The organism is Streptosporangium oxazolinicum, from assembly GCF_039537505.1.
GTDB lineage: Bacteria > Actinomycetota > Actinomycetes > Streptosporangiales > Streptosporangiaceae > Streptosporangium > Streptosporangium oxazolinicum.
Map to the genome: position 1 here is coordinate 355,017 of NZ_BAABAQ010000005.1, position 25,675 is coordinate 380,691.

Here is a 25,675-nt window from a genome sequence, read left to right on the forward strand (position 1 = left end):
GTCTCCCCGTTAACCCGAGCATCCGATATGAGCTACAGGTCCGGACTTTTGCCGAATTTGGGGCGTAAGCATACTGATTTATCATCCGTCACGGATGTCGCTGCATTCGATTACATTCCGAAATCATCCGAGGTGATCTCCGCGATGTGCAGGACCGATCCAGGGCTCGTGACCTAGCTTCAAGTCATGAATCTGCAGCAGCTCCGCTATGTGGTCGCGACGGCGGAGCATCGCACCATGACCGACGCGGCCAGGTCGCTGTACATCGCACAACCTGCCCTTTCCCGTGCGATCAGGGATTTGGAACGAGAGCTCGGGATGACGTTGTTCGCACGTTCCGGACGTGGCGTGGTCGTCACGGCACAGGGACGCCGGGTGGTCAAGCTGGCCCGGGAGGCACTCGACGCCGTCCGCGAGATCGAGGCACTGTCCACGCACGGCCACGCGTCCGAGGCGGAGCTCCGCATCGCCTCGATCCCCAGCCTCGAACCGGGGCTGGCGGGACGCCTCCTCCCCGCGTACACCGCCGAACATCCCGGGGTACGCATTCACATCGTCCGCTGTGACGGGCGGGACGGCGTGGTGAGCGCCATCAGGGACCAGCGGGCCGATCTCGGCCTGACGGACCTGCCCGTCCCCACCGATCTGGTCAGCCACCCGCTGGAGCGCCAGGAGATCGTGCTGATCTCCCCGCCCGGCGTGGACCTGCCCGACCCGGTGCCGATGAGGAGACTCAACGGCATGCGGCTGGTGCTGCCGGTCCCCGGCAGTTCCCGGCGCAGGGAGTTCGACGCGCTCTTCGCCAAGCACGGTGTGGCCCCCGTGGTGGCGACGCAGCTCGACGAGCGCGGCAACTGGCTGAGCACCGTCCGTTCGGGTACGGCCTCGATGCTCTGGTACCGGGGGATGGCCGAGCAGGCCGCCCGCGCCGGGCTCGTGGTCCGCACCCTCGATCCCTCGGTCCGCCGGGTGATCGCCATCGTTCACGCGCGACGGCGGTTGCCCGCCATCGCCCAGGAGTTCCTGTCCGTGGCCGAAAGTGGGTCGGCCGCGTAGGAGCTCCGAGGCTCATCGGTTTTCCCCAGTTTTCCCCCAGAGGCGGCGCAGGTGGGAGCGCCGTCCTCTCCGACACCGGGCTATAGGCTCGGTCTCGATGACTATCTTGCGCCTGCGCGGCCGTGAGTTCCGGCCCGGCGAGTTCGCGATCATGGCGGTGGTCAACCGCACCCCCGACTCCTTCTTCGACAGGGGCAGGACGTACGGCTTCGCGGCAGCCCTGGAAGCGGTGGACGGTGCCGTCGCGGGAGGCGCGGACATCGTCGACATCGGCGGCGTCAAGGCGGGTCCCGGCGACGAGGTCGATCCCGCCGAGGAGATCCGCAGGGTGGCCGACCTGGTCGCCGAGGTCAGGCGTCGTCACCCCCGGCTCATCGTCAGCGTCGACACCTGGCGCGCGGAGGTCGCCGAGGTCGTCGCCGAGGCGGGCGCGGACCTTCTCAACGACACCTGGGGCGGGGTCGATCCCGAACTGGCCGGGGTCGCCGCCCGGCACGGCATCGGCCTGGTCTGCGCGCACGCCGGACGCGTGACGCCGCGCACCCGCCCGCACCGCATCGCCTACGCCGACGTGGTCGCCGACGTCATCGGCTACACCGTCGACCTCGCCGAGCGCGCCGTCGCCGCGGGGGTGCCCAGGGAGTCGGTCCTCATCGACCCGGCGCACGACTTCGGCAAGAACACCTGGCACTCCCTGGAGGTCAGCCGCCGCCTCGACGAGATGGTCGCCACCGGCTGGCCGGTGCTCGTCGCGGTCTCCAACAAGGACTTCGTCGGCGAGACCCTCGGCGGCCTGCCGGTGGACGAGCGCCACGCCGGGACCATGGCCACGCTGGCGGTCTCCGCCTGGCAGGGCGCCCGGGTCTTCCGCGTCCACGACGCCGCCTCCGCCCGCGCCGCCCTGGCCACCGTCGGGAGACTGCGCCGGTGACGGTGACAGTGCCGGTGAGACGCCGGTGACGACGCCCGCCTCGCACCGCACCGCGAGTACACCTCCACCGCGGGCGCCGAGCCGCCCGCCGCACGCACGGACGGGAGCCCGACCCATGCCGGAAGAACTGCTCGACCACCTCGTCTACGCCACCCCCGACCTGTACGCGACCGTACGGGAGCTCGCCGGACTGCTCGGCGCGGAGCCCGCCGAGGGCGGGCGCCACGTGGGCCTGGGCACCCGCAACTACCTGCTGGGCCTGGGCGGGCGCCGCTACCTTGAGATCATCGGCCCGGATCCCGAACAGCCGGATCCCGGCCTCGCCCGGCCGTTCGGTCTCGACCTGCTGCCCGGCCCGCGCCTGGTCACCTGGGCGATCCGCCCGGCCGACCTCGACGCGACCGTCGCGCGGGCCCGCGAGCGCGGCTACGAGCCGGGCGACGTCCACCCGATGTCGCGTCGCACCCCGGAGGGGGAACTGCTGGAGTGGCGCCTCACGTCGTCGCCCGGCGACACCGGCGACGGCCTGGTCCCGTTCCTGATCGACTGGGGGGCCACGACGCACCCCGCGGAGCGCGGCCTGCCCGTGGTGGAGCTGACCTCCCTCACCGCCCTCCATCCCGACCCCGCGGCCGTCGCCGCGAACCTGGCCGCGCTCGGGGCCGAGCTGGAGGTGGCCGCCGGTGACGAGCCCCGCCTGGTGGCCGTGGTCGGCGGCGTCAGGCTCTCGTAAGGCGTCGTCCGTCGTCCCGTTGTCCCGACAGGCCGGGAGGCGAGCCGGATCGGCGTCGGACCCGGCCTGACGCCGATCCGGTGGCCAGATCCGGTGGCCCGGGGAAGAACGGGCCGGAGTCCGGGAGAAACGGATCGGGCCACCCGTGGGGGGGAACGGGTGGCCCGATCGCGAGGCGGGGGCGCGCCTCGCACTCCAGGAAGGTCTACTGTGATGTGATCTTGACGTCGTCGATCCCGGCCTCCACCAGGCTCGCCCCGGAGGCGTCGGCCGCGTCCACGACGACCCGGACGACCTGCCCGGCGTGGCCGGAGATGTTGGCCGTGGCGGTGGCCCAGGCGGCGGCGCGGTTGGACGCGGCTCCGGCCTGGTTCAGCACGGTCGTGGTGGTCGTGCCGACCACGCGGACCCGGACGTAGTCCGCGCTGCTCGCGTTGTTCAGGTGGCCGAGATACCAGGAGAAGGACAGCGTGAGCGTCCCGCTCGCGGGCAGCGTGATCGCCGGAGACTGGGCGCTCGTCACGCCGCCGTCGATGTCGCCGTCACCCGCGCTCGCCCCGGCCGCCGCACCGCTGACCAGCCCGTACATGCCGCTGGGGGTGGTGCCGGGCTGGGTGGTCACGCCGCCGCTCGACGTCTGTCCCGGGTCGCCTCGCTCGAAGCGGCCCGTGGTCGCGGTGTCGGTGCCGCCGGGGTTGACCGTCCAGCCGCGCTCGGCCTCGAAGTCGTCGGAGTAGACCACGGTGGGCTGGGGGCCGGGGCCGGGGCCACCGCCGCCGCCGACGTACAGCAGCAGGTTCGGCGATCCGGTGCCGGGGTTGGTCACCACGCCGGGCGTGGCGTTGGTGACGATCGTGTCGCGCACCTGCGCCGGGGTGGCGGTGGGACTGCCGCTGAGGACGAGTGCCGCCGCGCCCGCGACGTGCGGGGAGGCCATCGAGGTGCCGTTGATCGTGTTGGAGGCGGTGTCGTTCGTGTTCCAGGCCGAGGTGATGGCCGACCCCGGGGCGAACAGGTCCAGGCAGGTGCCGAAGTTGGAGTAGGACGCGCGGGCGTCGGTGCTGGTGGTGGCGCCCACCGTGATCGCGGCGGGAACCCGCGCGGGGGAGCGGGTGCACGCGTTGGTGCTCTCGTTGCCCGCGGCGAGCGCGTACACGACGCCGGAGGCGATGGAGTTGGAGACCGCGGTGTCGAGCGTGGCGCTCGCGCTGCCGCCCAGGCTCATGTTGGCCACGGCCGGCTTGACCGCGTTGGCGGTGACCCAGTCCACGCCCTCGATGATGATCGAGGTGGAGGTGCTGCTGCCACAGCCGAACACTCGCACGCCGACCAGCGTGACGGCCTTGGCGATGCCGTACTGGCCGCCGCCGACCGTTCCCGAGACGTGGGTGCCGTGGCCGTTGCAGTCGGCCACGTCGTTGTCGTCGTCGTAGACGTCGCGCCCGGCCTGCGCCCGTCCGCCGAAGTCGGAGTGGGTGACCCGGATACCGGTGTCGATGATGTAGGCCCGCACGCCGGAACCGGTGTTCGGCGCGGTGTAGTTGCCGTCGAGCGGCAGGTTCCGCTGGTCGACCCGGTCCAGGCCCCACGAGGCCACGGCCTGGTTGACCAGGGTGAACTCCTGGTCCTGCTCGACGTAGGCGACGTCGGGCCGCGCGGCGATCCGGCGGGCCTGCTCCTCGCTGGCCCGGATGGCGAAGCCGTTGACGGCGCGCTGGTAGACGGCGCTGACCTGCGCGCCCTCGCCCTCGGCGACCTCACGCGCCTGGCGGTCGCGGTCGGCGCGGCTGAACTGGCCCTTGAGGACCACGATGTAGCTGTCGGCGAGCGCGGTCGCGCTGTCCGCCTTGACGATGGAACCGGTGGAAGCGATGGAACCCGTGTGCTGCTGCGCCGAGGCCGGGGTGACCGACCCGAGGGCGAGCAGGAGTGCGGCGGTGACCAAGCCCGCTAATCGGATGGCGGGGGCCTTGCTCATGTTCGCGGACCTCCTGGAGGGGGTGGGCCCGGCGTCCCGGTCGGGGATTCCGGGCGGCGGTGGAGCGTCCCCATCGTCGGCCAGCATGATATTTACCGCAATATCATGACTCAAGTAAATCAATTTGTTATGTAGTTGTACTTGGGGAATCAGGCGTAGATAACAGAAAGGAAGCGGATCAGGATCGCCTCTCGCCGGTCGGCGGGAAGGGCGTCGAGCACCGCGTTGACCACGGCCATCTCCGGCTGTCCCGAGCCCCCCAGGTCCACGCCGACGGCCGCCGCCAGCTCACCGAAGGCGGCGTCGTCGAGCGCGTCCAGATCCAGGCCCGCCACCAGCTCCACCAGCCCCTCCGGCAGCTCCGCGGGACCCCGCTCGCGCGCCGCCTCCACGGCCTCCGCGATCACCTCCAGCATCGCCTCGACGCCCCGCAGGGTCACCCCGGTCACCGTGATGTGGATATTGGCCGGGATACCCGCGTAGGACAGCTGCGGCTGCAGGAACCACCCGCGTTTCCTGGCCTCGTCCGACAGCACGAACACGTCCACCCCGTCGTCGTCCCCCGTGGAGCCGAAGGCGACGAGCGCCGACTCCGGGTCGCCGAGCACCCGCAGCCCCGGGATCTTCGCGATGCCCTCGCGGAGCTCTCGGGCCGCCGCCAGGGTGGTGCGGCCGAGCTCCAGGTAGCCCTCCCGGCCCAGCGCCTGGAAGGTGGCCCACGCGCCGCCCAGCGGGCCCGCGGACTTCGAGCTCTGCACCGTGGCGTTGATCACCGTGTAGCCGGGCCACGAGGCCGAGGCGAAGTACGCCCTGCGCCTCATCGCCGGGTCGGCGAACAGCACGACCGAGGCGCCCTTGGGCGCGTAGCCGAACTTGTGCAGGTCGCAGGAGAGCGACGTGACCCCGGGCACCGACAGGTCGAAGGGCGGGATGTCGGCCCCGGCCTCGCGCAGCCACGGCAGCAGCCACCCGCCCACGCAGGCGTCCACGTGGCACGGCACGCCACGCGCGGCGGCGATCCCGGCGATCTCGGCGATCGGGTCGATCACGCCCTGCGGGTAGGACGGCGCCGAGGCGACCACCAGGACGGTGTCCTCGGTGATCGCGGCCTCGACGCCCCCGGGGGAGGCGCGGAACGTCACCGGGTCCACCGGCACGGCGTCCACCGCGAGCCCCAGGTAGTGCGCGGCCTTGTGGAAGGCCGGGTGCGCGGTCACCGGGACCGCCATCCGGGGGCGCCCCCCGGTCTCCCGCGAGTCCCGCGCCGCCTTCACCGCCAGCATGACCGATTCGGTGCCGCCGCTGGTGAAGACGCCGGAACCCCCGCCGAGCAACTCGGCGACCGCGCCGACGACCTGCTTCTCCATCTCCACCACGCTCGGGAAGGCCGTCGGGTCGAGGGTGTTGACCTCCAGCATCTCGAAGTAGGCCCTGGCGGCGGCCTCGTGCACCTCGGGCCGTCCGGTGTCGTAGACGTACGCGGTCACCTTGCCGCCGCGCACCGGCAGGTCGTCCCGCTTGAGCCGGGCGATCTCGGCCAGAAGTTCCTCGGTGCTGCGGCCCTTGTCAGGCAGGCTCATCGGTCTCCTCGGGGGTACGGCTCACGCGGGCCGGAAGGACGCGGCCCGCAGGGGGCCGCCGGGGAAGTGCCAGCATCACACGAATCGTGCCGTACGGGGATGATCGGACAATGCCATGGCCCGGCGGGGAGGGCGAGGGCCCACGATCGCTTCGACCTCCGGGGGAGCGGGGGCGCGGGGAGCCGTGGTTCAGGAGGGAGAGGGCCGGGCATGGCGAGGGCCCGCTCGGGGGCACAAAGACCCGGGGAGCCCGGTCAGGAAGGAGGGGGGCCGGGCAGGGCGGCGACGCGGTGGACCATCTTGTGCAGGTAGGTGCGGAACCGCCGCAGCACGGCGGGATCCTCCGCGTCCTGGCGGTTGCCGTCCCGGTCGAGCACCCCGCCCTGGCAGAAGCCGTGCACGCACCACACCACCGACCAGAAGGCGTACTTCATGTCGACGTCGGCGTCCACGTACCCGGCCTCCATCGCGGGAGTGATCACGCTGGAGACGAGGTCGATCTGCGGCTGGATGTATCTCCGTTCCAGCTCGGTGACGTCGCTGGCGTCCGCGAGCCACCGGTGCATCCACAGGGAGGGGAACTCGGGATGGGCGAGGCAGAAGTCGAGGTAGTGGTCGATGACCCGGTGGATCACCAGCGCCGTCTGCTCGGGGGTCACCGCGGAGATCCCCTCCAGCGCCTTCACCAGGGACGCCCGCTCGGCCCGGTACTCGCGCTCCATGATCTCCAGGTAGAGCTCCCGCTTGCCGTCGAACTCCGCGCCGAGGGCCTCGACGCTCAGCCCGGCGGCCTCGGCGACCTGGCTCGCGGACGTGCTGTCGTACCCCAGCGCGGCGAACAGGCTGGTGGCGACCCGCAGGATCAGCTCCCGTCGGCTGTCGTCACCGGAAGTCATGCATGTGACGCTAGGTCCCGATCCATCGCCCGGCCAAGCGGATGATTCACAAGCCTCGGTCAAGATAGCGGAAGCCGTACGACCGCGCGGAGGCCCGGGGAGGCGTCCTCCAGGTGGACCGCGCCGCCGTGGGCGTGGACCGTCTCGCGCACGATGGCCAGGCCCAGCCCGGCTCCGCCCTCGTCGCGGCTGCGCGCGCTGTCCAGCCGGGTGAACCGGTCGAACACCCGCTCCCGGTCGGCCTCGGGGATGCCCGGCCCGTCGTCGGTGACGGTCAGCACGGCGTCGGCCCCCTCGGCCCGCAGCTCGACCACCACGGGGGCCGAGGTGTGCCGCAGCGCGTTGTCGACCAGGTTGACCAGCACCCGGCCCAGATCCAGCGCGTCCCCGGTGACCCTGATCGGCCTGCCCTCCGGCTCGCCGGTGAGCGCGCCGGACCCGCTCTCCGGCCCGCCGGTGGTCACGCTCCCCGGCGCGCTGTCCGGCCGGTCGGTGTCCGGCCGGTTGACGTCCGGTTGGCTCACGTCCGGTTGGCCGGAGATCCGCACCGTGACGGCCTCGCCGTACCGCTCGACGGTCTGCGAGACCAGCTGGTCCAGCTCCACCGGCTCGCCCCGCGCGGGCGTGCCGCCGCGCTCGTCCAGGCGGGCCAGCGAGAGCAGGTCCTCGGCGAGCCTGGACAGGCGCATGGTGTCCTCCAGCACGCCCTCGGCCGTCTCCCGCCAGTCCTGCCCCTCGGGGTGGCCGAGCGCCACCTCCAGCTGGAGCCTGATGCTCGCCAGCGGGCTGCGCAGCTCGTGCGCCGCGTCCGAGACCAGGGCCCGCTGCCGGATACCGGCCTTCTCCAGCCGGGCCAGCATCGCGTTCAGCGTCGTGGCCAGGCTGTGCACCTCGTCGCGCGCCTCGGGCACCGGCAGGCGGCGGAAGCGGGCGGTGCCGGTGATCTCGTCCGCGCCCCGGCGTAGCGCCGCGATCGGCCGCAGGGTCCCACCGATGATCACCCAGCTCGCCCCCGCGAGCAGGATCAGCAGCAGCGGCGTGCCGACGATCAGCACGTGCCCGGCCGTGGAGATGCTGGTCTGCACCTCGCTGAAGGGACGCGCCGCGATCACCGTCTGCCCCCGGTCGGCGCTGAGCACCCGGACTCGGAGCATGTGCGGGATGCCGTACGGCTTGCCGTCCAGGAAGCGCGCCTCCCCCTCGTCGATCGCCGCCGCCCGCTCCCCGGCGTCCAGCAGCGGCACCAGCCTGTCGGTGCCGGTGGTCGTGTGGGTGATCCGCTCCGCGCCGTCGATCACCTGTAGGAGCGTGCCGTCCGGCGAGGTCATCTCGTTGGGCAGCCGCCCGGCGTCGGCCAGCGAGACGGTCTCCCTGGCCCGCTGGTAGATCGACTCGTCGATGGTGGTCAGCAGCGCGTTGCCGAGCACGGTGATCATCACGTAGGCCGAGACCACCAGCGCCACCGCCAGCACGGCCGAGGCGACCGCCGTCAGCCGGAAGCGCAGGCTCTTGCGCCGCCACCTGCCGACCGCGCGCCCGCCCCCGTGCGCGACCGCGTCGGCCGGGGGGACGGCGCCGGTACGGGAACCCGTGCCCGCCCCGCCGACGGACCGCTCCTGGAGGTCACGGGGCTCCTGACGGTTCCGGGGATCCCGGCGGTCCCGGGGGGCCGGATCAGCCGCCATCGCCGGCCAGCCGGTATCCCGCTCCCCGTACCGTCTGCAGCGCGTTCCTGGAGAACGGCACGTCGATCTTGCGCCGCAGGTAGCCGACGTAGACCTCGACCACGTTGGGATCGGTGTCGAAGGTGTCCCAGACGTGCTCCAGGATCTCCGTCTTGGAGACCACCTCGTCGTGGTGGCGGAGCAGGAACTCCAGCAGCGCGAACTCCCTGGGCGTCAGCTCCACCGGCGTCTCGCCCCTGGTGACGCGCCGCCGCGCCGGGTCGAGCGCCAGATCCCCCGCCCTCAGCACGGACGGGCGCCGGTTCGCCCCGCGCCGCAGCAGCGCCCTCAGCCTGGCCACCAGCACCACGTACGAGAACGGCTTGGTCAGGTAGTCGTCGGCACCGAGGTCGAGCCCGTCGGCCATGTCGTACTCGCCGTCCTTGGCCGACAGCATCAGGATCGGGACCCAGTTCTCCTCGGCCCGCAGCTGCTTGCAGACGTTGTAGCCGGAGATCCTGGGCAGCATGATGTCCAGCACCACGACGTCGTACTCGCCGTGCCTGGCCTGGTGCAGGCCGTCCTCCCCGTCGTGCGCGAGGTCGACCGCGAACCCCTCGGCCTGCAGACCACGCTGCAGGGCGGCGGCCATCCTCCGCTCGTCCTCGACGACGAGAACCCGCATGACTGCCCCTTTCACCACCTCGAACGCGTCCATCCTCGGCCACCCGGCCTGAGAGGCGGCTGAGAACCCTGTGAACCCTCTCAGTCTGTCTCAGCTTCGGCACAGGACCCGTCGCGCAAGCTGCTGTCGACAGGGATTGACGGCATACCGTGGAGGAATGAGATGTCTGAGCAAGCGAGACGGGGCCGCGCGGTGAGGTGGGCCGTGCCGGTCGCCGCGATCGCGCTGGTCACCGGGGCCATCGGAGCCGGACCGGTCATCGCCGCCGTCCAGGGGGATCCCACACTGCCGGAGCGTACCGCCGAGCAACTGCTGGCCAGCGCCGCCCAGGCGAGCCAGGCCGGGCTGAAGCCCATGTCGGGCACCGTCATGCAGACCGCCTCACTCGGGCTACCCGGGCTGCCCGCCGTGTCGGGCATGGGCGGATCCTCGCCCGCGGCCCTGCTGGCGGGCTCGCACGAGCTCAAGGTCTGGTACGGCGGCGAGGACAAGGTCCGCTTCGCCCTCCCCGGGCGGATGAGCGAGACCGACCTGATCGTCAACGGCGACCAGGTGTGGATGTGGCAGAGCGACACGAACAAGGCCACCCGCATCAAGAAGGGGGACGCGGACGGCACCGGAGGCGAGAAGGGCCTCGGGCACGGGGGGCCGGACGACGCGCACCGGGCGCTGCCCACGGCGACCACGCCGCAGCAGCTCGCCCGGCAACTGCTGGGCCGGATCGGGGCCGACACCGCGGTCAGCGTGACCAACACCGAGAAGGTCGCCGACCGCGCGGCCTACCAGCTCGTCCTCGCCCCCAAGGACACCTCGTCCCTGGTCAGGGAGGTCAAGCTGGCGCTGGACGGGGAGACCTTCGTCCCGCTGCGGATCCAGGTGTACGCCAGGAACGCGGCCGAGCCCGCCTTCGAGGTCGGCTTCACCTCGGTCACGTTCTCCCCGCCCGCCGCGGAGAACTTCACCTTCACCCCGCCCGCGGGCGCCAAGGTCGAGGAGGCGTCGATCGGCGAGCTCGCCGGGGAGCACGGGGCCCAGCCGGGCGAGAGGCTCAAGGAGGGCGAGGAGATCAAGGGCAAGGCCAGGACCGTCGGCGAGGGCTGGACCACGGTCGCGGTGATCCCCGCCTCCGAGATGGAGAAGCTGACCTCGGCACCGCGGGGTGAGGCCCCCGAGGGACAGCAGGACGCCGGTGCGATCACCGACGCCCTGCTGAAGTCGGCCAAGCCGATCAGCGGCACGTGGGGCAGCGGCAAGGTCATCCAGACCAAGCTGGTCTCCGCGCTGCTGACCGACGACGGCCGCCTGCTGGTCGGCGCCGTCACCCCGGAGAAGCTGTCCGAGGCGGCCGGTCGGAAGTGAGCCCGGTGCCGGGAGCTCGACGCCCGCGCCGGGCTCCCGGCCGATCTCCCCGGATCCCGCGTACGGGATCCGGGGGTGGGGTCCGGCGGCGCGAATCGGGGACGCCGCCGTCCGGGCCCCACCGGATGTTCGGGAAATCCAGCACGTTCATGGACGGTCGTGGGCGCCCGTGAACGTGCTGGGCGTGAGATGAGGCGGGACGGCCGCGTGGCCGTCCCGCGACCGACGAGCAGTGGGGGAGAAGTGTCGATCGTCCAGAACGCGGGGAGTGGCGGGACCGGGAAGAACCGGACCGGCGCCGCCCCGGAGAACGGAACCGGCGAGGCCCGAGGCGCCGGGACGGCCGGGAGTGCCGTGCTGACGGCCGAAAGACCAGCGCCGGGTTTCCCCGCCGACGACGGGTTCGCCATCGTCACCAGCGGGCTGACCAAGCGCTTCGGGAGCGGCCAGGTGGCCGTGGACGCCCTCGACCTGGCCGTGCCCGGGGGGTCGGTGTTCGGCTTCCTCGGCCCCAACGGCTCGGGCAAGACCACCACGATCCGCATGCTGCTCGGCCTGGTGTCCCCGACGGCGGGAGACTGGCGGCTGCTCGGCACGCCGATGCCCGGCGGGGCGGGCGGCGTGCTGCCGAGGGTGGGGGCCTTGGTCGAGGGACCGGCCTTCTACCCCTACCTGTCGGGCGAGGCCAACCTGCGCCGCTACGACGCCGCCGACCCGTCGGCCGACCCGCGCACCGTCTCGGCCAGGATCGGGTACGCGCTGGAACGGGTGGGCCTGGCCGCCGCGGCCCGCAAGCGCTACCGGGCCTACTCGCTCGGCATGCGCCAGCGGCTCGCCATCGCCGGCGCGCTGCTCGGCCCGAGGGAGCTCCTCATCCTCGACGAGCCGACCAACGGCCTGGACCCGCAGGGCACCCGCGAGGTGCGCGGCCTGGTCAAGGAGATCGCCGCCGAGGGGACGACGGTGTTCGTCTCCTCCCATCTGCTGGCCGAGGTGGAGCAGATGTGCTCCCACATCGCCGTCATGCGGGCCGGGCGGCTCGTCGCCCAGGGGGCCATCGCCGAGCTGCGCGCGGGGGAGGCGGTCAGGATCCGGGTGGAGACCCCCGACACCGTCGAGGCGGCGGCCGTGCTGGCCGGACTCGGCCTGTCGGAGATCCGCCTCGGCGACGGCGACGTCAGCGCCGCGCTGGGAACCGGCGCGGCGGAGCGGGTGTGCGCCGCGCTGGTCGCCGACGGCGTCGCCGTCCGCGGCCTCGCCGTCCAGCGGCCCAGCCTTGAGGACATGTTCGTGGGCCTGACCGGGGAGGGATTCGATGTCGACGGTTAGCGGGAAGGAAGCCGTGTCCACTGAGCAGGCCGTGTCCAGCGAGGGCACCGTGTCCACCGAGAGCGCCGTACGCGCCGTCTCCGGGGAGACCGCCACGGCGACGGGCCCGCTCTCCGGGGGCGTACCGGCCGGAGGGCGGATCCCGCCCGCGCGGGCGGTGGGCGCCCCCCGGGCGTGGCTGCGGCTGCTCGGCTCGGAGATCGGCCTGATCTTCCGGCGGCCGAGGAACATCGCCATGCTCGCCGTGCTCGCCGTGATCCCGGCGCTGATCGGGATCGCGCTGCGGACCTTCGGCGGACCGCCGGAGGACGAGGGAGGTGGCGGCGGCGGGTCGGCGATCTTCGAGCAGGTCACCGGGAACGGGCTCTTCCTCACCTTCGCCGCGCTCTCTGTCCTGGTACAGCTGCTGCTGCCGGTCGCCGTCGCGGTCGTCGCCGGAGACTCGATCGCCGGGGAGGCGGGCATCGGCACGCTGCGCTACCTGCTCGCGGCCCCGGCGGGCCGGACCCGCCTGCTGGCCGTCAAGTACACGAGCGTGGTCGTCTTCTGCCTGGCCGCCGTCGCCACGGTGGCGCTGTCCGCGCTGCTCGTCGGCCTGTTGCTCTTCCCCGCCGGTCCGATCACGCTGCTGTCGGGAGGGACGATCCCCTTCCTCGACGGCGTGCTGCGGATCGGCGTCGTCGTGCTGTACGTCTCCGCGGGCATGGCCGCCCTGGCCGCCATCGCGCTCGCCCTGTCGACCCTGACCGAGGTGTCCATCGGAGCCATCGCCTCGACCGTGGTCGTCGTCATCGTGGCCCAGGTGCTGGGGGTCATCCCGCAGCTGTCCGCGATCCAGCCGTACCTGCTCACCCAGTGGTGGAGCGGCTTCGACGGCGTCCTGCGGGACCCGGTGGCCACCGGCGAGATGGGGGAGGGCCTGCTGGTCTTCGCCGCCTACGTCGTCGTCTTCGGCTCCGTCGCCTGGGCCCGCTTCACCGGCAAGGACATCACCGCCTGATCGTCCCGCCCCGCCCGGACGCCGTCCCGGGCGGGGCACCCCCGGCGCGCGAGCTCATTGTTCAGGGGAGACCTGGAAGCCCTGCCGTCGCGCGTAGGCGCCGATCCGTGACTGCCAGGCCCTCAGGCCGACGTTGAGGTCGGTCGCGTCCGAGAGCGACCGTCCCACGCTGCCGCCGAAGACGCTGTTGGCGTAGAGCTGGAACGGCAGGTACTGCCAGCCCTTCGCCACCTGCGTGGAGCCCTCGGTGAACAGCCTGTTCGCCCGCTGACCACCCAGGACCGGGATCTTGACGTCGAGGAACTCCCGGCTCCTCATCAGCTCGGTCGTCGCGGGGAACACCCCGGAGACGGCGCTCAGCGACCTGACCGCCTCGGGGTCGGAGTCCAGCCAGCGGGCGAAGCCGTAGGCGGCGAGCTGGTGCCTGCTCCGCGAGAGCACGGCCACGCCGGAGCCGCCGTTCTCCGCGTTGACCGGCTTCCCGGTCTCCCAGCTGGGGAGGGGCGCGGCGCGCCACGCGCCCCTGGTCTGCGGGATCGCGCCGTCGATGACGCCGGGTGCCCAGGCGCCCGTTATCCACAGCGCGTACCTGCCGCTCGCCATCTTCTTCCACCACGCGGCGTCCCAGTTCACGGCCGGTTCGACGAGCTTCTCCCGCGACAGTCTCGTCCACAGCTTCGCCCACCGCCTGGCACCCCGGTCCTGCAGGTCGATCCGGATGGTCGTGGCGTTCTCGATGGCGAAGGGCCGTCCGCCCGCCTGCCAGATCAGGCTGTCGGCGACGCCCGCGTCGGTCGGGTCGACGCTGGTGATGAAGACGCGGAGGTCTTTCTTCCTGATCTGTTCGGCGACCGTCACGAACTCGTCCCAGGTCGCCGGGGGTTTCAGGCCGAGGCGGTCGAAGACGTCCTTGCGGTAGATCATGGTCATCGGTCCGGTGTCCTGCGGGACCGCGTAGACGCTGCCGTTGAGGTCCACCTGGTCCCAGGCCGAGGGGCTGAACCGCTTCCTCAGCCCCTCCGCGCCGTACATGTTGAGGTCGGACACGGCCTGGGAGAACGCGAAGCGGGGGAGCGCGAAGTATTCGATCTGCGCCACGTCGGGGACACCGGTGCCGGTCCTCAGCGCCGCCTGGAGTTTGGTGTACTCGGCCCTGGACTGGCCGGCGTTGACCACGTTGACCTTGACCTTGGGATACTTCCGCTCGAACAGCGCCACCGTCTTCTCGATCTTGGGGACCCACGACCAGAACGTCAGCGTGGTCTCGGTCCCCAGGGCCCTCTCGATGTCGGCGGCCCCGATCTCCGGTGCCGGGGGCTGCGGGCGGGGGGCGGGCGGCTCGCCACAGGCCGCCATGGTGAGCAGGACGAGGGAGAGCGCGGTGACCGAGGTCGCGCGCCTGGTGGGCCGCATGAAGACCTCCATGGAAAGTACGGGAACGTTGTCCGGCGGCGTCGGCCGACGGAACCGGTGGTGGCGCGGGAGAGGCAGGGGAGGGGGCGGGACGGGAGGTGCGACAGGGCGGACACACCTGTAGAACGTTGCCCTGAGCTGGAAACATTTCCGTGGCGCGCGGCCGGGCCTCCCGTCTCGCGCCGCGCCGCCGCGCCGGTTCCTCGGTGAGGGACCGGCGGGGTTCGTGGTGCCGCACCTCGCCGTGAGAAGCCGTGAGAAGCCGGGAAAGGGCCGGCAGGTGTCGGAGAACGCGGGACGGCCCCGGGAAGGAGTTTCCCGGGGCCGTCCCGCGTGTGATCAGAAGACGATCAGAAGGTGGTCACGAGGCGATCGGATGACCGGAAGACGGTCAGGAGGCGTCAGGCGTCAGGAGGCGCGACCGCGGCGCAGGCCGAACGCCCCGAGCACGAGCCCGATGAGCCCGAGCACCAGCCCGGCCCCGCCGAGCAGGCGGGCGGTGCCGTCCGAGCTCTCGGAGGAGGAGGCGGCGGCGGGGGCCACCGACGGCGCCGACACCGCCGGGGCCGAGGGGGTGGCGGAGGCGGTGCCGTGACCGTCTCCCTCGGCGGAGGCGGGGGTGAGCTTCAGCGTCGGGGCCGGGCGCTCGGGCTCGGAGCCGTCGGCCTTGGGCTCGTCCGCCCACTTGACGACCTCGCCGCCGCTGTAGGTCTGGGTGGTGGGGAAGACGAGCTGGTCGGTGTCGGTGGGCAGCGTGCCCATGGACACCTCGAACTCCTGGAACTGGCCGGGGTCGATCTTCCCGCCCGACCAGGTGACCTTCGTGACCGCCTCGGTGAGCTCGCCGTACTCGGTGGTGATCGGCTTGGGCAGCTTGCCCTCGACCACCTTGACGTCCCAGCCGGGCACCGGCTTGACCGAGACGAAGGCCAGCGGGTGATCGGTGGGGAAGGTCACCTCCAGCTTGGTCGTCGAGGCGTCGTCACGCTCGTTCGGGACCCGGAAGGCGACCTTGGTGAAACCGCCCTGCTGGGCGGTGCCGGGGTTGATGGTGACGTGCGCGAGGGCGGGGAGGGCGAGGCCGAGGGTGAGGGCGGTGACACCCGCGGTGACGGCGGCCAGACGACGGCAGGCGTGCGAAAGCGACATGGGGGTTCTCCACTTCAGGGTTTCGGGATTTCGGGTTTTCCGGGGGTCGGGTCAGACGGCGGGAAGCGGAGGACCGCGCCGGCTGACGGAGTGACGGAGGACGGCACGCGCGGGAACGGGCGTGACCGGGGGGTGCGCGGGACGGGAGGGAGGGGCGACGGCCGAGGGGGGCCGCAGCAGGAGGAACATGGCGCCGAGGCGGCGGCCGGCCGAACGGAGCATCGCCCACAGGGCGCTCTCACCACGGGCCAGCCACCATCCGGTGATCAGGGTCGCGGTGAGGTGCGCGACGAGCATGCCGAGGCTCTCGCCCAGTCCCCTGATGTGCGGATGCGGGGGCGAGATCCCCGCGGCGCCGCCGAGGGCGAACACCTCGTGCAGCGACAGCTGCAGGGTGGCGAGCCCGGCGCTGATCGCCACCGGAGACCGTTCCCGTCCCGCGAGCAGCGCGGCCATCGCCATCACCGCCGCCCCCGCCGCGCCCACCGCCCACGGTCTCGGCCACGAACCGCCCGCGGCCACGTGGCCGAGGACGGCGAGCGCCAGGCAGACGGCCGAGAAGGCGGCCGCACGCATGAGGCGTAGTGGGAGGCGGGCGCGCATGGTGACCCATATGTTCTCACGTCCCGAGGTGTCTGCCGTTTAGACGTTTTTGTCGCTATGGTTGCCGCGACCGTGACAGGTCCTTCAAGCCGAGGTGGTGGCGATGCGGCACGTCGTTGGACTGCTGGTCGGACTGGTCGTGGCGGCCGTGCTCCTCTTCGGCGCGGGCTGGGCCGTGCAGGAGGCGGCGGCGAGCCTGGCGCCCCTTCCCTCGCCCGCGGAGAGCGGTTCGAAGACCTGGATCGCCCTCGGGGTGATGGCCGGGATCGGTCTCCTGGTCGGCCTGGTGGTCGCCGGTCGTGTCTCCCCGCTGGCGACCTTCGTGCCGTCGATGGTGCTGCTCGCCTGGACCGTGGTCTACGCCCTGGACGTCAGGCGCGCCATGGGGCTGGTGCCCGACGATCCGGCCTTCCACGAGGCGCTCCTGCAAGCCGGTCGTGGCATGGGCCTGCTGCTGACCACCGGTGTGTACACGCTTCTCGGCATCCTGCTGTTCCTGCCGGTGCTGATGCCCTCCCGCTGGGCGCCTCGGTTCCGGGGCGACGAGGAGGAGTACGAGGAGTCCGACGAGCGGGACTACCGCTGAGTCCTCCGGGCCTCGCGCCCGTCACTCCCTCGTCACCACACCATTACTCCCGGGCACTCGGGGGTCGTCATCTTGCCGACGCCGTCACCGCCGCGCGTCGACTCCCGTCACCGCCGCCGGTGCCCGGCCGAGTGGGCCGGGTGCTCCTTGTCGGCGTCCTCTTCGCCTTCGCCGGAGCCTTCCTTGCCGGTGGACTTGCCGGTGGACTTCGCGGTGGTCTTGGCAGTGGACTTAGAAGTGGACTTGGCGGTGATCTCCTTGTCGGCGGCCCTCCTGGCCGTACCGTTGCGCTGCGCCTCCGGGTCGGTTCCGAGCGGCTGCGTGTCCGACAGCGGGAGCCGGAGGACGAACCGGGCCCCTCGCGGCGAGTCCTCGATCAGCAGGGTTCCCTGGTGGGCGTGGGCGATGTCGCGGGAGATGGCGAGGCCGAGCCCGCTGCCGCCGGAGTCGCGCAGCCGCCCGTCGTCCAGGCGGGTGAAGCGTTCGAAGACGCGCTCGCGGTCGGCGGGCGCGATGCCGGCGCCGTCGTCGACCACGGCCACGACGGCCTTGCCGTCCTCGAAGCCGACGGAGACCTCGACGCGGCTGTCGGCGTGCCGCCGCGCGTTGCTCAGGAGATTGCCCACCACCCGGATCAGCTGGATCCGGGAGCCGTGGACCCATACGCGGGCGGCCACGTGGACCCGTACCGGGATCCCGGTGCCCTGGGCCGCCTCCTCCGTCACGAGGGCGCCGAGATCGATCAGCTCCTGCGGCGCCGGATCGGCGGCGCGCAGCCTGGCCAGCTGCAACAGGTCGTTGACGATCGCCTCCAACCGGCCGCTCGCCGTCAGCGCCCCCCGGACGGTCTCGCGGAGATCGGTGTCGTCGGGGTAGAGCAGTGCCTCCTCCAGCTGCACGCGCAGGCCCGCGATCGGCGTCCTGAGCTCGTGGGAGGCGGTGGAGGCGAAACGACGCTGCTGTTCCACGGCCTCCTCCAGCCGTGCCAGGGTCTGGTTGGCGGTACGGGCGAGCAGTGCGATCTCGTCCTCACCCGGCGGGATGGGCACCCGCAGGCTCAGGTCGCTCACCGTGATCTCGGACATTCGCGCCCGGATCGCCGCCACCGGCCGTAGCGTCCGTCCCACGACACACCAGGTCATCCAGGCCGCGAGGGCGAGGAGGACGAGGGCACCCGCGCTGATGAAGTACTCCAGGTGGTGCTTGTGCAGGATGGCGGGCTCCTCGAGGCCCGCGTAGACCACCGGGGAGTCGGCCGCGGGGGAGACCCGGATGGCCATCACCATGAGGGAGCCCTCGGTCAGCTGCTGGAACCGGTCGTCGGGAGGGGGGCGGGAGGCGCTTATCGGCGCCATGCCCATGGCCTGCCTGCTGGAGTTCACGACCACGCCGTGGGAGTTCACCAGCTGGACGAGGTCGACCGGAGCCGAGACGGGAATCGGATCGGGGATGTTGCCGATCCGCACCAGCGCGCTCCACTGGCTGGCGACCCGCTCGGTGTTGCCGAAGACGTCATCCTGGATCCGGTAGCGGATCGCCATGTCGATGCTCGTCCCCACCAGGGAGAGGATGACCAGGAGCAGCATCGTCGTGATGATCGTGTAGCGCGCTTGGATCGAGCGCAGGCGTGACGTTTTCATGACGACGTCAGCGCCGCGAGGCTGCCCAGCAGGTCCAGGGCGTGCGCGGAGGGACTTCCGGGCTCGGCCTGGAAAACGATCAGCTTCTGGCCGGGGGAACCGTTGACGTTGAACAGCTCGTACGTGAGCGTCAGGTCGCCGACGTCACGGTGGCGGAAGCGCCTGGTCGCGACGTTCTCGCTGGACACGTCGTGGCGCGCCCACAGGCGGCGGAAGTCCGTGCTCTTGAGCGAGAGCTCGCCGACCAGGTCGGTCAGGTACGGGTCGTCGAGATCCGCGCCCGCGATGGCGCGCAGCTGGGCCACCTTGGAACGTGCGGATTCCTCCCAGTCCCGGTAGAAGCGGCGGGAGGCGGGATTCAGGAAGATCAGCCGGAGCAGGTTGTCCCGGTGCTCCAGGCTGTCGTAGAGGGCGTCGGCCATCTGGTTCGAGGCCAGCACGTCCATCCAGCGGCCGGTCACGATCGCCGGTGTGTAGGGCCAGCTCCGTATCAGCCGCAGCAGCGCCGGTTTGACCCGGTCCGGCCGGTCGATGTCCCCGGCCCGCCGAGGCCGGGGGTGTGCCAGTTCGTGCAGGTGCGACGCGGCGTCGGCGCCGAGGTCGAGGACCTGGGCGAGGGCGCCGAGCACTCGATCGGAGGGGTGACGTTCCCGTCCCTGTTCCAGGCGGATGTAGTAGTCGGTGCTGACCCCGGCCAGCATCGCCACCTCTTCCCGGCGCAACCCCGGTGTCCGTCGGAAACCCGACGGCAGGAGGCCCGCCTGTTCAGGGGTGGTGAGTTCGCGCCGGGCGCGGAGGAACTCACCGAGGAGCTTGTCGCTGTCCATAGCATTACCGTATGTCAGAACCTATTTGACAAGGTGGCAGTATCACTCCCATGAAAGCATTCTCCGGGTCGAAGAACCCCCAGCTCGGAGCCACTTTTGGTAGATTATCTCCGATGATCGGCTTTCTCGGGGCGACGATCACCCGGCCTTTTGTGATCGCGTTTTACCCGCACCCCCCGAAGCCATTTGCGGCTACACGTAGGGGATTCCAGTGGTAAAGAGAGAAGGGAAACGCTTCCCCGGAATCGGTTTTGTGTATGGAGAAGACAGTGTGGGTCATGCCGGCCTCAACCGCTCACCGGGGAGCGTCCCGCGTCTCGCGGCGATCAGTGATGTGTGACGAACATCACATATATTTTGGCGGGGATTCGTAGTAAGTCCCCGACACCCTGAGCGCCGGTGCCGGGATCAGCCGGAATAGAGGCGGGCGACCACCTCCTCGATGGAATCCCCCTCGGGGGCGGTGGCGCGCAGGTCGTCGAGGGTGCCGTCGAAGGCCAGGCTGCCGTGGTCGATCAGCATCACGCGGCGGCAGAGCTTCTCGATGTCGCCCATGTCGTGGGTGGTGAGCAGGACGGTGGTGCCCCGGTCGGCGTTGAGGCGCCGGAGGAAGTCGCGCATCGCGGCCTTGCTGACCACGTCCAGGCCGATCGTGGGCTCGTCGAGCACCAGCACGGCGGGGTCGTGCAGGAGGGCCGCGGTGATGTCGCCGCGCATGCGCTGGCCGAGACTGAGCTGGCGGACCGGGGTGGTCATGAAGTCGGCGAGGCCGAGGAGTTCGGTCAGCTCGGCCAGCCGTCGCCGGAAGTCCATCTGATCTACTTTGTAAAGGTGCCGGATCAGCTCGAAGCTGTCCCGCAGCGGCAGGTCCCACCACAGGGTCGTCCGCTGGCCGAACACCACCCCGATCCTGCGCGCCAGCGCCGTACGGCGGCGGGTCGGATCGAACCCGGCCACCCGGATGCTGCCCGAGGTCGGGGCCAGGATGCCGGTGAGCATCTTGATGGTGGTGGACTTGCCCGCGCCGTTGGGGCCGAGGTAGCCGACGAACTCCCCGGCCTCCACGGTGAACGACAGGTCCCGTACGGCGTGCACGGTCTTTCTGGTCCTGCGGCGGCCCACGGTGAAGGAGCGGCCGACCCGGTTGAGTTCGATCATGTGTCAACTTCCCGTCGAGCGGTAGCGGCGGATGCCCGCCCGCCACGCGAGGGCGGCGACGGCGGCCAGGACGACGGCCGCCAGGGGCGAGGCGAAGCGGAGCCAGTACGGCAGGCCGAGAGGGTCGTCGCGGTCGAGCACGAACAGCGCGGGCTGCCAGTTCACGAACGCCAGCGGCACGACGAAGGTGACGCCCTTGACGAGCTCGGAGCCGTAGACGCTCAGGGGGTACTGGGTGAGGGTGCCGCCCCCGTAGGTGAAGGCGTTGGCCACCTCGGGGGCGTCGGTCAGCAGGAACTGGACGGCTCCGCCGAGGGTGAAGATCGCGGTGAAGATGACGAGCCCGCACACGACCATCAGCGGGATCATCCAGGCCCTGCTCCAGGAGAGGCCGAGCTGGGGCAGGGCGAGGGCGAGCACGACGGCGGCCTGGGTCGCCCTGCCGAAGCGGTGCACCCCGAAGCGGTCGACGGCCATCTGCGTGAACGCGCTCGCCGGACGGATCAGCATGGTGTCGAAGCCGCCGCTTTTGATGTGCTGGCTGAGCCGGTCGACGTTGCCGAAGAGCATGTCGGCCAGCGCGAAGGACAGGCCGGCGGTGCCGTACAGGAACATCACCTCGGCCACGTCGAAGCCACCGAGCGATCCGGTGTGCTCGAAGATCACCCAGATCGCCGCCACGTCCAGCGCGTTGACCGCGAACGAGCCCAGCATCATCATGATCAACGATCCCGGGTACTGCGCGGAGGCCCTCAGCCAGGTCCAGGCCAGCAGGAGGTACGTCCTCACCATCGGGCGCCTCCCGTGGCCGTCTCCCACACGGCGGGCCCGCCGTCTTCGAGGTCCCCGGGGTTTCCGGTGTCCCGGCTTCCGTCACCCACCCTGGATCACGACCTTCCTGCGGGCGGCGTTCGTGGCCAGGGCGCCCAGGGCGAGCAGTGCCACCGCCCACCCGGCCTGGAACACCAGGGCCTCCAGGACGTCGCGCTTGCCGAGGTAGATGTCGGCGGGGACCTGGACCATGGCCGACCAGGGGAGCGCCTCGGCCAGGGTGCCGAGCCAGCCGGGAAAGAGGTTGAGGGGCAGGATCATGCCGCTGAAGAAGAAGGTCATCACGAACGACATCGTCTGCACCCCCCGGTCGTCGATGACCCAGCAGGAGGACAGCGCGACCAGGTAGCGCAGGGCGAAGCTGACGACCACCGCGAGGACGAAACCGGCCGTGAAGGACAGCCAGGTCAGCGGGTCGACCGGCGTGACGAGGCCGAACAGTGCGGCGCCGACGGCCATGGGCGGCAGGCTCCGTACGAGGAGCAGGTAGGCGGCCCGGCCGAGGTCGTCGGCGAGGCTCCACATCTGCAGGGAGGCGGGGCGGAGCAGGTCGAGGGCGACGTTCCCGCTGCGCACGCGCTCGGAGAGCTCCAGGCCGCCGCCGAAGACCTGCATGGGGCCGATGAAGGCCTGGCTGAGGAAGCAGAAGGTGACGGCGTCGGTGAGGTCGTATCCGGCGAGGCCGGGCCGGGCCTCCCAGAGGGCGATCAGGACGTAGGCGCGGAGGATGCCGAAGACGGTGTTGGTGAAGGCTCCGGCGATGGCGGCGGCACGATAGGTGGAGTGGCGGCGGAAGCCGTACCCGGCGATGCGCGCGTAGAGCAGGAAGGCTGCCTCCCGGGAGGTGTCAGAACAACCCTCCTATCCTCATCGGCGATCCGGGGCGGGGCAACGGATTTTCGGTGGCGCCCCACGGCGCCCCCAGGCGGAGCGTGGCGGGTTTTTCGGCCGCGCCCCACGGCGCCCTAAGGCGCCTCTCAGCGGAGCGCGGCGGGGGACCGGCCGCCGGGACGGTCCGATCCGAGGCTTCGGATCGGGGCCTCGGCGGCGTTCGCGATGAGTGCTATGGTGTGCACCAAGAGTGATATGTACCTGCGTGATACATAGTTGTAATCTTCCCGATATGTTCAATCGCCGATAGAAGCCCATTCTGGGGGGAATGTCCTTTTTTGGAGGTCCCCCATGCGCGATGAGATCGATATGGACGTCAGCCCGGTCTACCCCTTCAGCTGGCAGGCCGCCACCCTCAACGCGATCATGCGCGGCACCTTCAAGCCCATCTCCGAGCTGCTGCTGAGGAACGACGTCGGCTTCGCCGCGGCCTCCCGCATCGTCGCGCTGGCGGGCAGGGTGCCGTTCCGCCTGCCGGTCCACGTACGGGTGACCCCCGACGAGACGGGGCCGTGCCCGGGGGAGTGGGTCCGCGCGGGAGAGGACCTCGACGAGGACAAGGTCCTGCTCTACTTCCACGGCGGGGGCTACTTCGCCTGCTCCCCGGCGACCCACCGGCCGATCACCTGGCGCCTGTCGGCCGCGGCCCGGCGCCCGGTGCTGGCGGTCGACTACCGCCAGGGCCCCGTCCACCGGCCGGCCGAGGCCCTTGAGGACGCGATCGCCGCCTACCGATGTCTCCTGGAGCACGGCTACGACCCCGCCGACATCGTCTTCGGCGGTGACTCCGCCGGAGGCCACCTCACCCTGGCCACCCTCCTGGCGCTCCGCGACCAGGGCATGCCGCTGCCGGCCGCCGCCGTGTGCCTCTCCCCGTGGGCGGACCTCACCGGCGCGCCCCGCAGGGTCAACCGGCTGCTCGACCCGATGATCCCGGCCGGTCGCGTCGACTGGCTCGCCCGCCGCTGGACCGCGGGCCTCGACCCCCACGACCCCCTGGTCTCCCCGGTCCTCGGCGACTACACCGGCCTGCCCCCGCTGATGGTCGTCACCGGCTCCACCGAGGTCCTGCGCGACGAGGGCCGCCGCGTGGCCGAGCGGGCCCGCGCCGCCGGGGTGCCGGTCACGTACGAGGAGTGGCCCCGCATGCCGCACGTCTTCGCCATCCTCGCCGACGTCGTCCCCGAGGCCCGCGAGGTGTATCCGCACATCGCGCGCTTCCTCACCGCGGCCCAGGGCCTCCTGCCCGTCCGGGAGGGCTCGAAGCGCCGCCGTGCGCTGCCGGAGGTCACCGCGTCGGATCTCGCACCGGACCTTCTCCTGCCGGGCATCCCCGTCCCCGGAGGGCGCGCGCCGGACCTCACCCCCGAGGACGCCACCGCTCCGGCTCCCCGGAAGCGGTCCGCGCGCCCGGGTTCCGCCGCCGCCTGAAGCCGTACGCCCGCGAGACGCCGCGGGCCTCTCCCGCTGGTCACACCGTCCCGTCCCGCCCCTCGGGCATCCCGCACACCATGGATTCCTTACCCTGAGGGATCATTCGCCTTACCTCTCATATCCCTTCTGGCCGGTCGGGAGCGAAGAACGCCCGAATCCCGCCACAGTGTGCTTGCCGAAGCCCGCGCACGAGAGGCTCAACGAGGATGGCACGTGGGGGAGCAGGTCCCGTGAACGGCATGCCGACCGGCGTGCGGCCGCTGACCGTCGGGGACCCGGTCATCATCGGCCGCTATCTTCTGCTCGGCCGCCTCGGGGTGGGTGGGATGGGCATCGTCTATCTGGCCGAGCATCCGCAGGGCGGGGTGGTGGCGCTCAAGACGCCGCACCCGATGCATCTCAACGATGCCACGCTCCGCGCCCGTTTCGCGGAAGAAGTGCAATTCTCCCGGAGAGTGGTGCCGTTCTGCACCGCCGCGGTGATCGAGGACGGCACCGACAGGGACCGCCCCTACCTGGTGTCGGAGTACGTGCCCGGCCCCGCGCTGTCCCAGGTGGTCTCCGCGCACGGCCCCCTCACCCCCGACCTGGCGTACGGCGCCGCCCTGGGGGTGGCCGCCGCGCTGGTCGCGGTGCACGAGGCGGGGCTGGTCCACCGCGATCTCAAGCCCGGCAACGTGCTGCTGTCGGACACCGGCCCGAGAGTGATCGACTTCGGGATCGCCAGGGACGTCGACGTGCTCGCCGCGCACACGCAGGCGGGGCAGGTCATGGGCAGTCCCGGCTGGGTCGCCCCCGAGCGGCTCACCGGCGGGCTCGCGCTGCCCGCCTCCGACGTCTTCGCCTGGGGCTGCCTCGTCGCCTACGCGGCCACCGGCCACCACCCCTTCGGCGCCGGGGAGGCGGACGTGCTGACCCGGCGCATCCTGGTCGAGCCGCCGAGGGTGGCCTCGGTGCCCGCGCTGCTGCGCCCGGCCGTCGAGGCGTCCCTGGCCAAGAACCCCGCCGAGCGGCCCGGGGCCGCCGACCTGCTCGGCGCGCTGCTCGCCGCGGGCGGCGTGGGCGCCCCCTGGGACCTGCGCGAGGCGGTCGCGGAGGTGCTGGCGGAGATCTGGACGCCGGTGCCCCACACTCCGGGGGCCGGGAGGGTACGGCTCGCGGTCCCGCCCCCGTCACCCCTGTCACCCCCGTCACCCCTGCCCCCGTCCTCTCTCCACGACCTCCACGACCTTCACGACCCCCACGACGAGCGTTCGGTCCCGGTGGAGATCTCCGGCAAGGGGGCCCGCAGGGCGCCGCGCAGGGGCGCGCACCTGTCGCAGGCCGGCTTCGCGGCGCTGGCCACGGTCTCCATGGCGGCGGTGACCGTGGCCGCCGCGACCGGCGGCGGCGGGTCCGATCCGGCCACCGGTTCCGGCGTCCCCGAGCCGGTGCCGCTGGTCCTCCCGGCCGAAAGTACCCCCTCGGGCTCCATCTTCCGCGACGGCACCCGCCGGCTCCCCGACAGGCCGCCGCCGGTGACGCCGACCACCCCCTCCACCGTCCAGATCACCACCACCAGGACCGTCTCGCTGCCCACCACCGGCCGTGACGACCGCGACGACCGGGAGGATCCGGCGCCGGAGCGTCCCCGGGGCCCCCGAGGCCCCCGCGGCTCCGGCGACTCGTCCAACGACGGTGACGACCCGCGAGACTGCGCGGACGCCACCGCCAAGGGCAGGGGCAGGACCAGGGGCTGCCCGACGGCCTCGAGCGGCCCCGGCCCCAAGCCCTCCTTCACCCAGATCCCGCAGACCGGCGACGGCGAGAGCCCGTCCCCGACCCCCACCGCCCCCGCCCCCTCGGGGACGACCATCACCCCGCAGCCCACCCCCGGCCCCGCCATCCAGATGGGCTGAGACCCGCTTTTCGGGCGATTTACAGGGAGATATC

The 25,675-nt window shown here is 71.8% G+C and carries 22 protein-coding genes; 9 read left to right on the top strand and 13 right to left on the bottom strand.

Annotated features, from left to right (window positions below; translation table 11 throughout):
- Positions 1-186: 186 nt before the first annotated feature.
- The 3 genes from ABD817_RS16875 (at position 187) to ABD817_RS16885 (ending at position 2,720) form a co-directional block, all read left to right on the top strand.
- Complete coding sequence (locus ABD817_RS16875) at positions 187-1,056, top strand: LysR family transcriptional regulator (RefSeq protein ID WP_329083172.1); 870 nt, start codon at positions 187-189, stop codon at positions 1,054-1,056.
- A gap of 97 nt (positions 1,057-1,153) precedes the next feature.
- On the top strand, positions 1,154-1,987 hold the full coding sequence (gene folP, locus ABD817_RS16880) for a dihydropteroate synthase (protein ID WP_344918886.1): 834 nt from the start codon (positions 1,154-1,156) through the stop codon (positions 1,985-1,987).
- A 115-nt stretch (positions 1,988-2,102) separates the two neighbouring features.
- Complete coding sequence (locus ABD817_RS16885; protein WP_344918887.1) at positions 2,103-2,720, top strand: VOC family protein; 618 nt, start codon at positions 2,103-2,105, stop codon at positions 2,718-2,720.
- A gap of 205 nt (positions 2,721-2,925) precedes the next feature.
- Here ABD817_RS16885 and ABD817_RS16890 read toward each other — a convergent pair whose 3' ends face one another.
- The 5 genes from ABD817_RS16890 to ABD817_RS16910 form a co-directional block, all read right to left on the bottom strand.
- On the bottom strand, positions 2,926-4,698 hold the full coding sequence (locus ABD817_RS16890; protein WP_344918888.1) for a S8 family peptidase: 1,773 nt from the start codon (positions 4,696-4,698) through the stop codon (positions 2,926-2,928).
- A 149-nt stretch (positions 4,699-4,847) separates the two neighbouring features.
- Positions 4,848-6,278: a pyridoxal phosphate-dependent decarboxylase family protein gene (locus tag ABD817_RS16895; RefSeq protein WP_344918889.1), complete on the bottom strand. Its 1,431-nt coding sequence runs from the start codon at positions 6,276-6,278 to the stop codon at positions 4,848-4,850.
- Between the two features lie 254 nt (positions 6,279-6,532).
- On the bottom strand, positions 6,533-7,174 hold the full coding sequence (locus tag ABD817_RS16900) for a TetR/AcrR family transcriptional regulator (RefSeq protein WP_344918890.1): 642 nt from the start codon (positions 7,172-7,174) through the stop codon (positions 6,533-6,535).
- Between the two features lie 59 nt (positions 7,175-7,233).
- Entirely contained in the window at positions 7,234-8,859 is a 1,626-nt protein-coding gene (locus ABD817_RS16905) for a sensor histidine kinase (protein ID WP_344918891.1), read from the bottom strand.
- Positions 8,849-9,523 (bottom strand): response regulator transcription factor, encoded by a 675-nt coding sequence (locus ABD817_RS16910; RefSeq protein ID WP_344746749.1) that lies wholly within the window; start codon positions 9,521-9,523, stop codon positions 8,849-8,851. The genes ABD817_RS16905 and ABD817_RS16910 overlap by 11 nt, the downstream gene beginning before the upstream one ends.
- 162 nt (positions 9,524-9,685) lie before the next feature.
- On the opposite strand from ABD817_RS16910, the gene ABD817_RS16915 reads away from it, so the two are divergent.
- The 3 genes from ABD817_RS16915 to ABD817_RS16925 all read left to right on the top strand — a co-directional run bounded on the left by ABD817_RS16915 (position 9,686) and on the right by ABD817_RS16925 (position 13,211).
- The gene (locus ABD817_RS16915) at positions 9,686-10,882 is read left to right on the top strand and encodes a LolA family protein (RefSeq protein ID WP_344918892.1); all 1,197 of its coding nucleotides are present in this window, start codon (positions 9,686-9,688) and stop codon (positions 10,880-10,882) included.
- Between the two features lie 243 nt (positions 10,883-11,125).
- The gene (locus tag ABD817_RS16920; RefSeq protein WP_344918893.1) at positions 11,126-12,211 is read left to right on the top strand and encodes an ABC transporter ATP-binding protein; all 1,086 of its coding nucleotides are present in this window, start codon (positions 11,126-11,128) and stop codon (positions 12,209-12,211) included.
- 13 nt (positions 12,212-12,224) lie between these two features.
- Positions 12,225-13,211, top strand: a complete 987-nt coding sequence (locus ABD817_RS16925; RefSeq protein ID WP_344918894.1) for an ABC transporter permease — start codon at positions 12,225-12,227, stop codon at positions 13,209-13,211.
- A 54-nt stretch (positions 13,212-13,265) separates the two neighbouring features.
- Here ABD817_RS16925 and ABD817_RS16930 read toward each other — a convergent pair whose 3' ends face one another.
- The 3 genes from ABD817_RS16930 to ABD817_RS16940 all read right to left on the bottom strand — a co-directional run bounded on the left by ABD817_RS16930 (position 13,266) and on the right by ABD817_RS16940 (position 16,349).
- Positions 13,266-14,624, bottom strand: a complete 1,359-nt coding sequence (locus ABD817_RS16930) for an ABC transporter substrate-binding protein (protein WP_344918897.1) — start codon at positions 14,622-14,624, stop codon at positions 13,266-13,268.
- Between the two features lie 408 nt (positions 14,625-15,032).
- Positions 15,033-15,773, bottom strand: coding sequence for a YcnI family copper-binding membrane protein (locus ABD817_RS16935; RefSeq protein ID WP_344918898.1), 741 nt, complete (start codon positions 15,771-15,773; stop codon positions 15,033-15,035).
- Between the two features lie 51 nt (positions 15,774-15,824).
- Complete coding sequence (locus tag ABD817_RS16940; protein ID WP_344918899.1) at positions 15,825-16,349, bottom strand: MFS transporter; 525 nt, start codon at positions 16,347-16,349, stop codon at positions 15,825-15,827.
- 130 nt (positions 16,350-16,479) lie between these two features.
- Between ABD817_RS16940 and ABD817_RS16945 the strand changes: the two genes are divergently transcribed.
- Positions 16,480-16,962 (top strand): hypothetical protein, encoded by a 483-nt coding sequence (locus ABD817_RS16945; RefSeq protein ID WP_344918900.1) that lies wholly within the window; start codon positions 16,480-16,482, stop codon positions 16,960-16,962.
- Between the two features lie 107 nt (positions 16,963-17,069).
- Here ABD817_RS16945 and ABD817_RS16950 read toward each other — a convergent pair whose 3' ends face one another.
- The 5 genes from ABD817_RS16950 to ABD817_RS16970 all read right to left on the bottom strand — a co-directional run bounded on the left by ABD817_RS16950 (position 17,070) and on the right by ABD817_RS16970 (position 22,243).
- Complete coding sequence (locus tag ABD817_RS16950; RefSeq protein ID WP_344918902.1) at positions 17,070-18,602, bottom strand: sensor histidine kinase; 1,533 nt, start codon at positions 18,600-18,602, stop codon at positions 17,070-17,072.
- Positions 18,599-19,429, bottom strand: a complete 831-nt coding sequence (locus ABD817_RS16955; RefSeq protein WP_344918903.1) for a helix-turn-helix transcriptional regulator — start codon at positions 19,427-19,429, stop codon at positions 18,599-18,601. Before ABD817_RS16955 ends, ABD817_RS16950 begins: the two co-directional genes overlap by 4 nt.
- A gap of 408 nt (positions 19,430-19,837) precedes the next feature.
- Positions 19,838-20,587 (bottom strand): ABC transporter ATP-binding protein, encoded by a 750-nt coding sequence (locus ABD817_RS16960; RefSeq protein ID WP_344918904.1) that lies wholly within the window; start codon positions 20,585-20,587, stop codon positions 19,838-19,840.
- Between the two features lie 3 nt (positions 20,588-20,590).
- Positions 20,591-21,379, bottom strand: coding sequence for an ABC transporter permease (locus ABD817_RS16965; protein WP_344918905.1), 789 nt, complete (start codon positions 21,377-21,379; stop codon positions 20,591-20,593).
- A gap of 81 nt (positions 21,380-21,460) precedes the next feature.
- Complete coding sequence (locus ABD817_RS16970; protein WP_344919039.1) at positions 21,461-22,243, bottom strand: ABC transporter permease; 783 nt, start codon at positions 22,241-22,243, stop codon at positions 21,461-21,463.
- A 357-nt stretch (positions 22,244-22,600) separates the two neighbouring features.
- Here ABD817_RS16970 and ABD817_RS16975 point away from each other — a divergent pair, with 357 nt between their 5' ends.
- Complete coding sequence (locus ABD817_RS16975) at positions 22,601-23,740, top strand: alpha/beta hydrolase (RefSeq protein ID WP_344918906.1); 1,140 nt, start codon at positions 22,601-22,603, stop codon at positions 23,738-23,740.
- Positions 23,741-23,982: 242 nt separating this feature from the next.
- Positions 23,983-25,641 carry a protein kinase domain-containing protein gene (locus tag ABD817_RS16980; RefSeq protein WP_344919040.1) on the top strand — a complete coding sequence of 553 codons (1,659 nt, stop codon included), beginning with the start codon at positions 23,983-23,985 and terminating at the stop codon, positions 25,639-25,641.
- The last annotated feature ends 34 nt before the right edge of the window (positions 25,642-25,675 follow it).

What these genes read in the sequence shown, in the direction of transcription:
- ABD817_RS16940 (WP_344918899.1), bottom strand. Translation starts at nt 16,349, where the DNA reads ATGCGTGCGGCCGCCTTCTCGGCCGTCTGCCTGGCGCTCGCCGTCCTC.
- ABD817_RS16915 (WP_344918892.1), top strand. Translation starts at nt 9,686, where the DNA reads ATGTCTGAGCAAGCGAGACGGGGCCGCGCGGTGAGGTGGGCCGTGCCG.
- ABD817_RS16875 (WP_329083172.1), top strand. Translation starts at nt 187, where the DNA reads ATGAATCTGCAGCAGCTCCGCTATGTGGTCGCGACGGCGGAGCATCGC.
- ABD817_RS16910 (WP_344746749.1), bottom strand. Translation starts at nt 9,523, where the DNA reads ATGCGGGTTCTCGTCGTCGAGGACGAGCGGAGGATGGCCGCCGCCCTG.
- ABD817_RS16960 (WP_344918904.1), bottom strand. Translation starts at nt 20,587, where the DNA reads ATGATCGAACTCAACCGGGTCGGCCGCTCCTTCACCGTGGGCCGCCGC.
- ABD817_RS16895 (WP_344918889.1), bottom strand. Translation starts at nt 6,278, where the DNA reads ATGAGCCTGCCTGACAAGGGCCGCAGCACCGAGGAACTTCTGGCCGAG.
- ABD817_RS16905 (WP_344918891.1), bottom strand. Translation starts at nt 8,859, where the DNA reads ATGGCGGCTGATCCGGCCCCCCGGGACCGCCGGGATCCCCGGAACCGT.
- ABD817_RS16890 (WP_344918888.1), bottom strand. Translation starts at nt 4,698, where the DNA reads ATGAGCAAGGCCCCCGCCATCCGATTAGCGGGCTTGGTCACCGCCGCA.
- ABD817_RS16965 (WP_344918905.1), bottom strand. Translation starts at nt 21,379, where the DNA reads ATGGTGAGGACGTACCTCCTGCTGGCCTGGACCTGGCTGAGGGCCTCC.
- ABD817_RS16950 (WP_344918902.1), bottom strand. Translation starts at nt 18,602, where the DNA reads ATGAAAACGTCACGCCTGCGCTCGATCCAAGCGCGCTACACGATCATC.
- ABD817_RS16975 (WP_344918906.1), top strand. Translation starts at nt 22,601, where the DNA reads ATGCGCGATGAGATCGATATGGACGTCAGCCCGGTCTACCCCTTCAGC.
- ABD817_RS16930 (WP_344918897.1), bottom strand. Translation starts at nt 14,624, where the DNA reads ATGCGGCCCACCAGGCGCGCGACCTCGGTCACCGCGCTCTCCCTCGTC.
- ABD817_RS16900 (WP_344918890.1), bottom strand. Translation starts at nt 7,174, where the DNA reads ATGACTTCCGGTGACGACAGCCGACGGGAGCTGATCCTGCGGGTCGCC.
- ABD817_RS16945 (WP_344918900.1), top strand. Translation starts at nt 16,480, where the DNA reads ATGCGGCACGTCGTTGGACTGCTGGTCGGACTGGTCGTGGCGGCCGTG.
- folP (WP_344918886.1), top strand. Translation starts at nt 1,154, where the DNA reads ATGACTATCTTGCGCCTGCGCGGCCGTGAGTTCCGGCCCGGCGAGTTC.
- ABD817_RS16980 (WP_344919040.1), top strand. Translation starts at nt 23,983, where the DNA reads ATGCCGACCGGCGTGCGGCCGCTGACCGTCGGGGACCCGGTCATCATC.
- ABD817_RS16885 (WP_344918887.1), top strand. Translation starts at nt 2,103, where the DNA reads ATGCCGGAAGAACTGCTCGACCACCTCGTCTACGCCACCCCCGACCTG.
- ABD817_RS16935 (WP_344918898.1), bottom strand. Translation starts at nt 15,773, where the DNA reads ATGTCGCTTTCGCACGCCTGCCGTCGTCTGGCCGCCGTCACCGCGGGT.
- ABD817_RS16955 (WP_344918903.1), bottom strand. Translation starts at nt 19,429, where the DNA reads ATGGACAGCGACAAGCTCCTCGGTGAGTTCCTCCGCGCCCGGCGCGAA.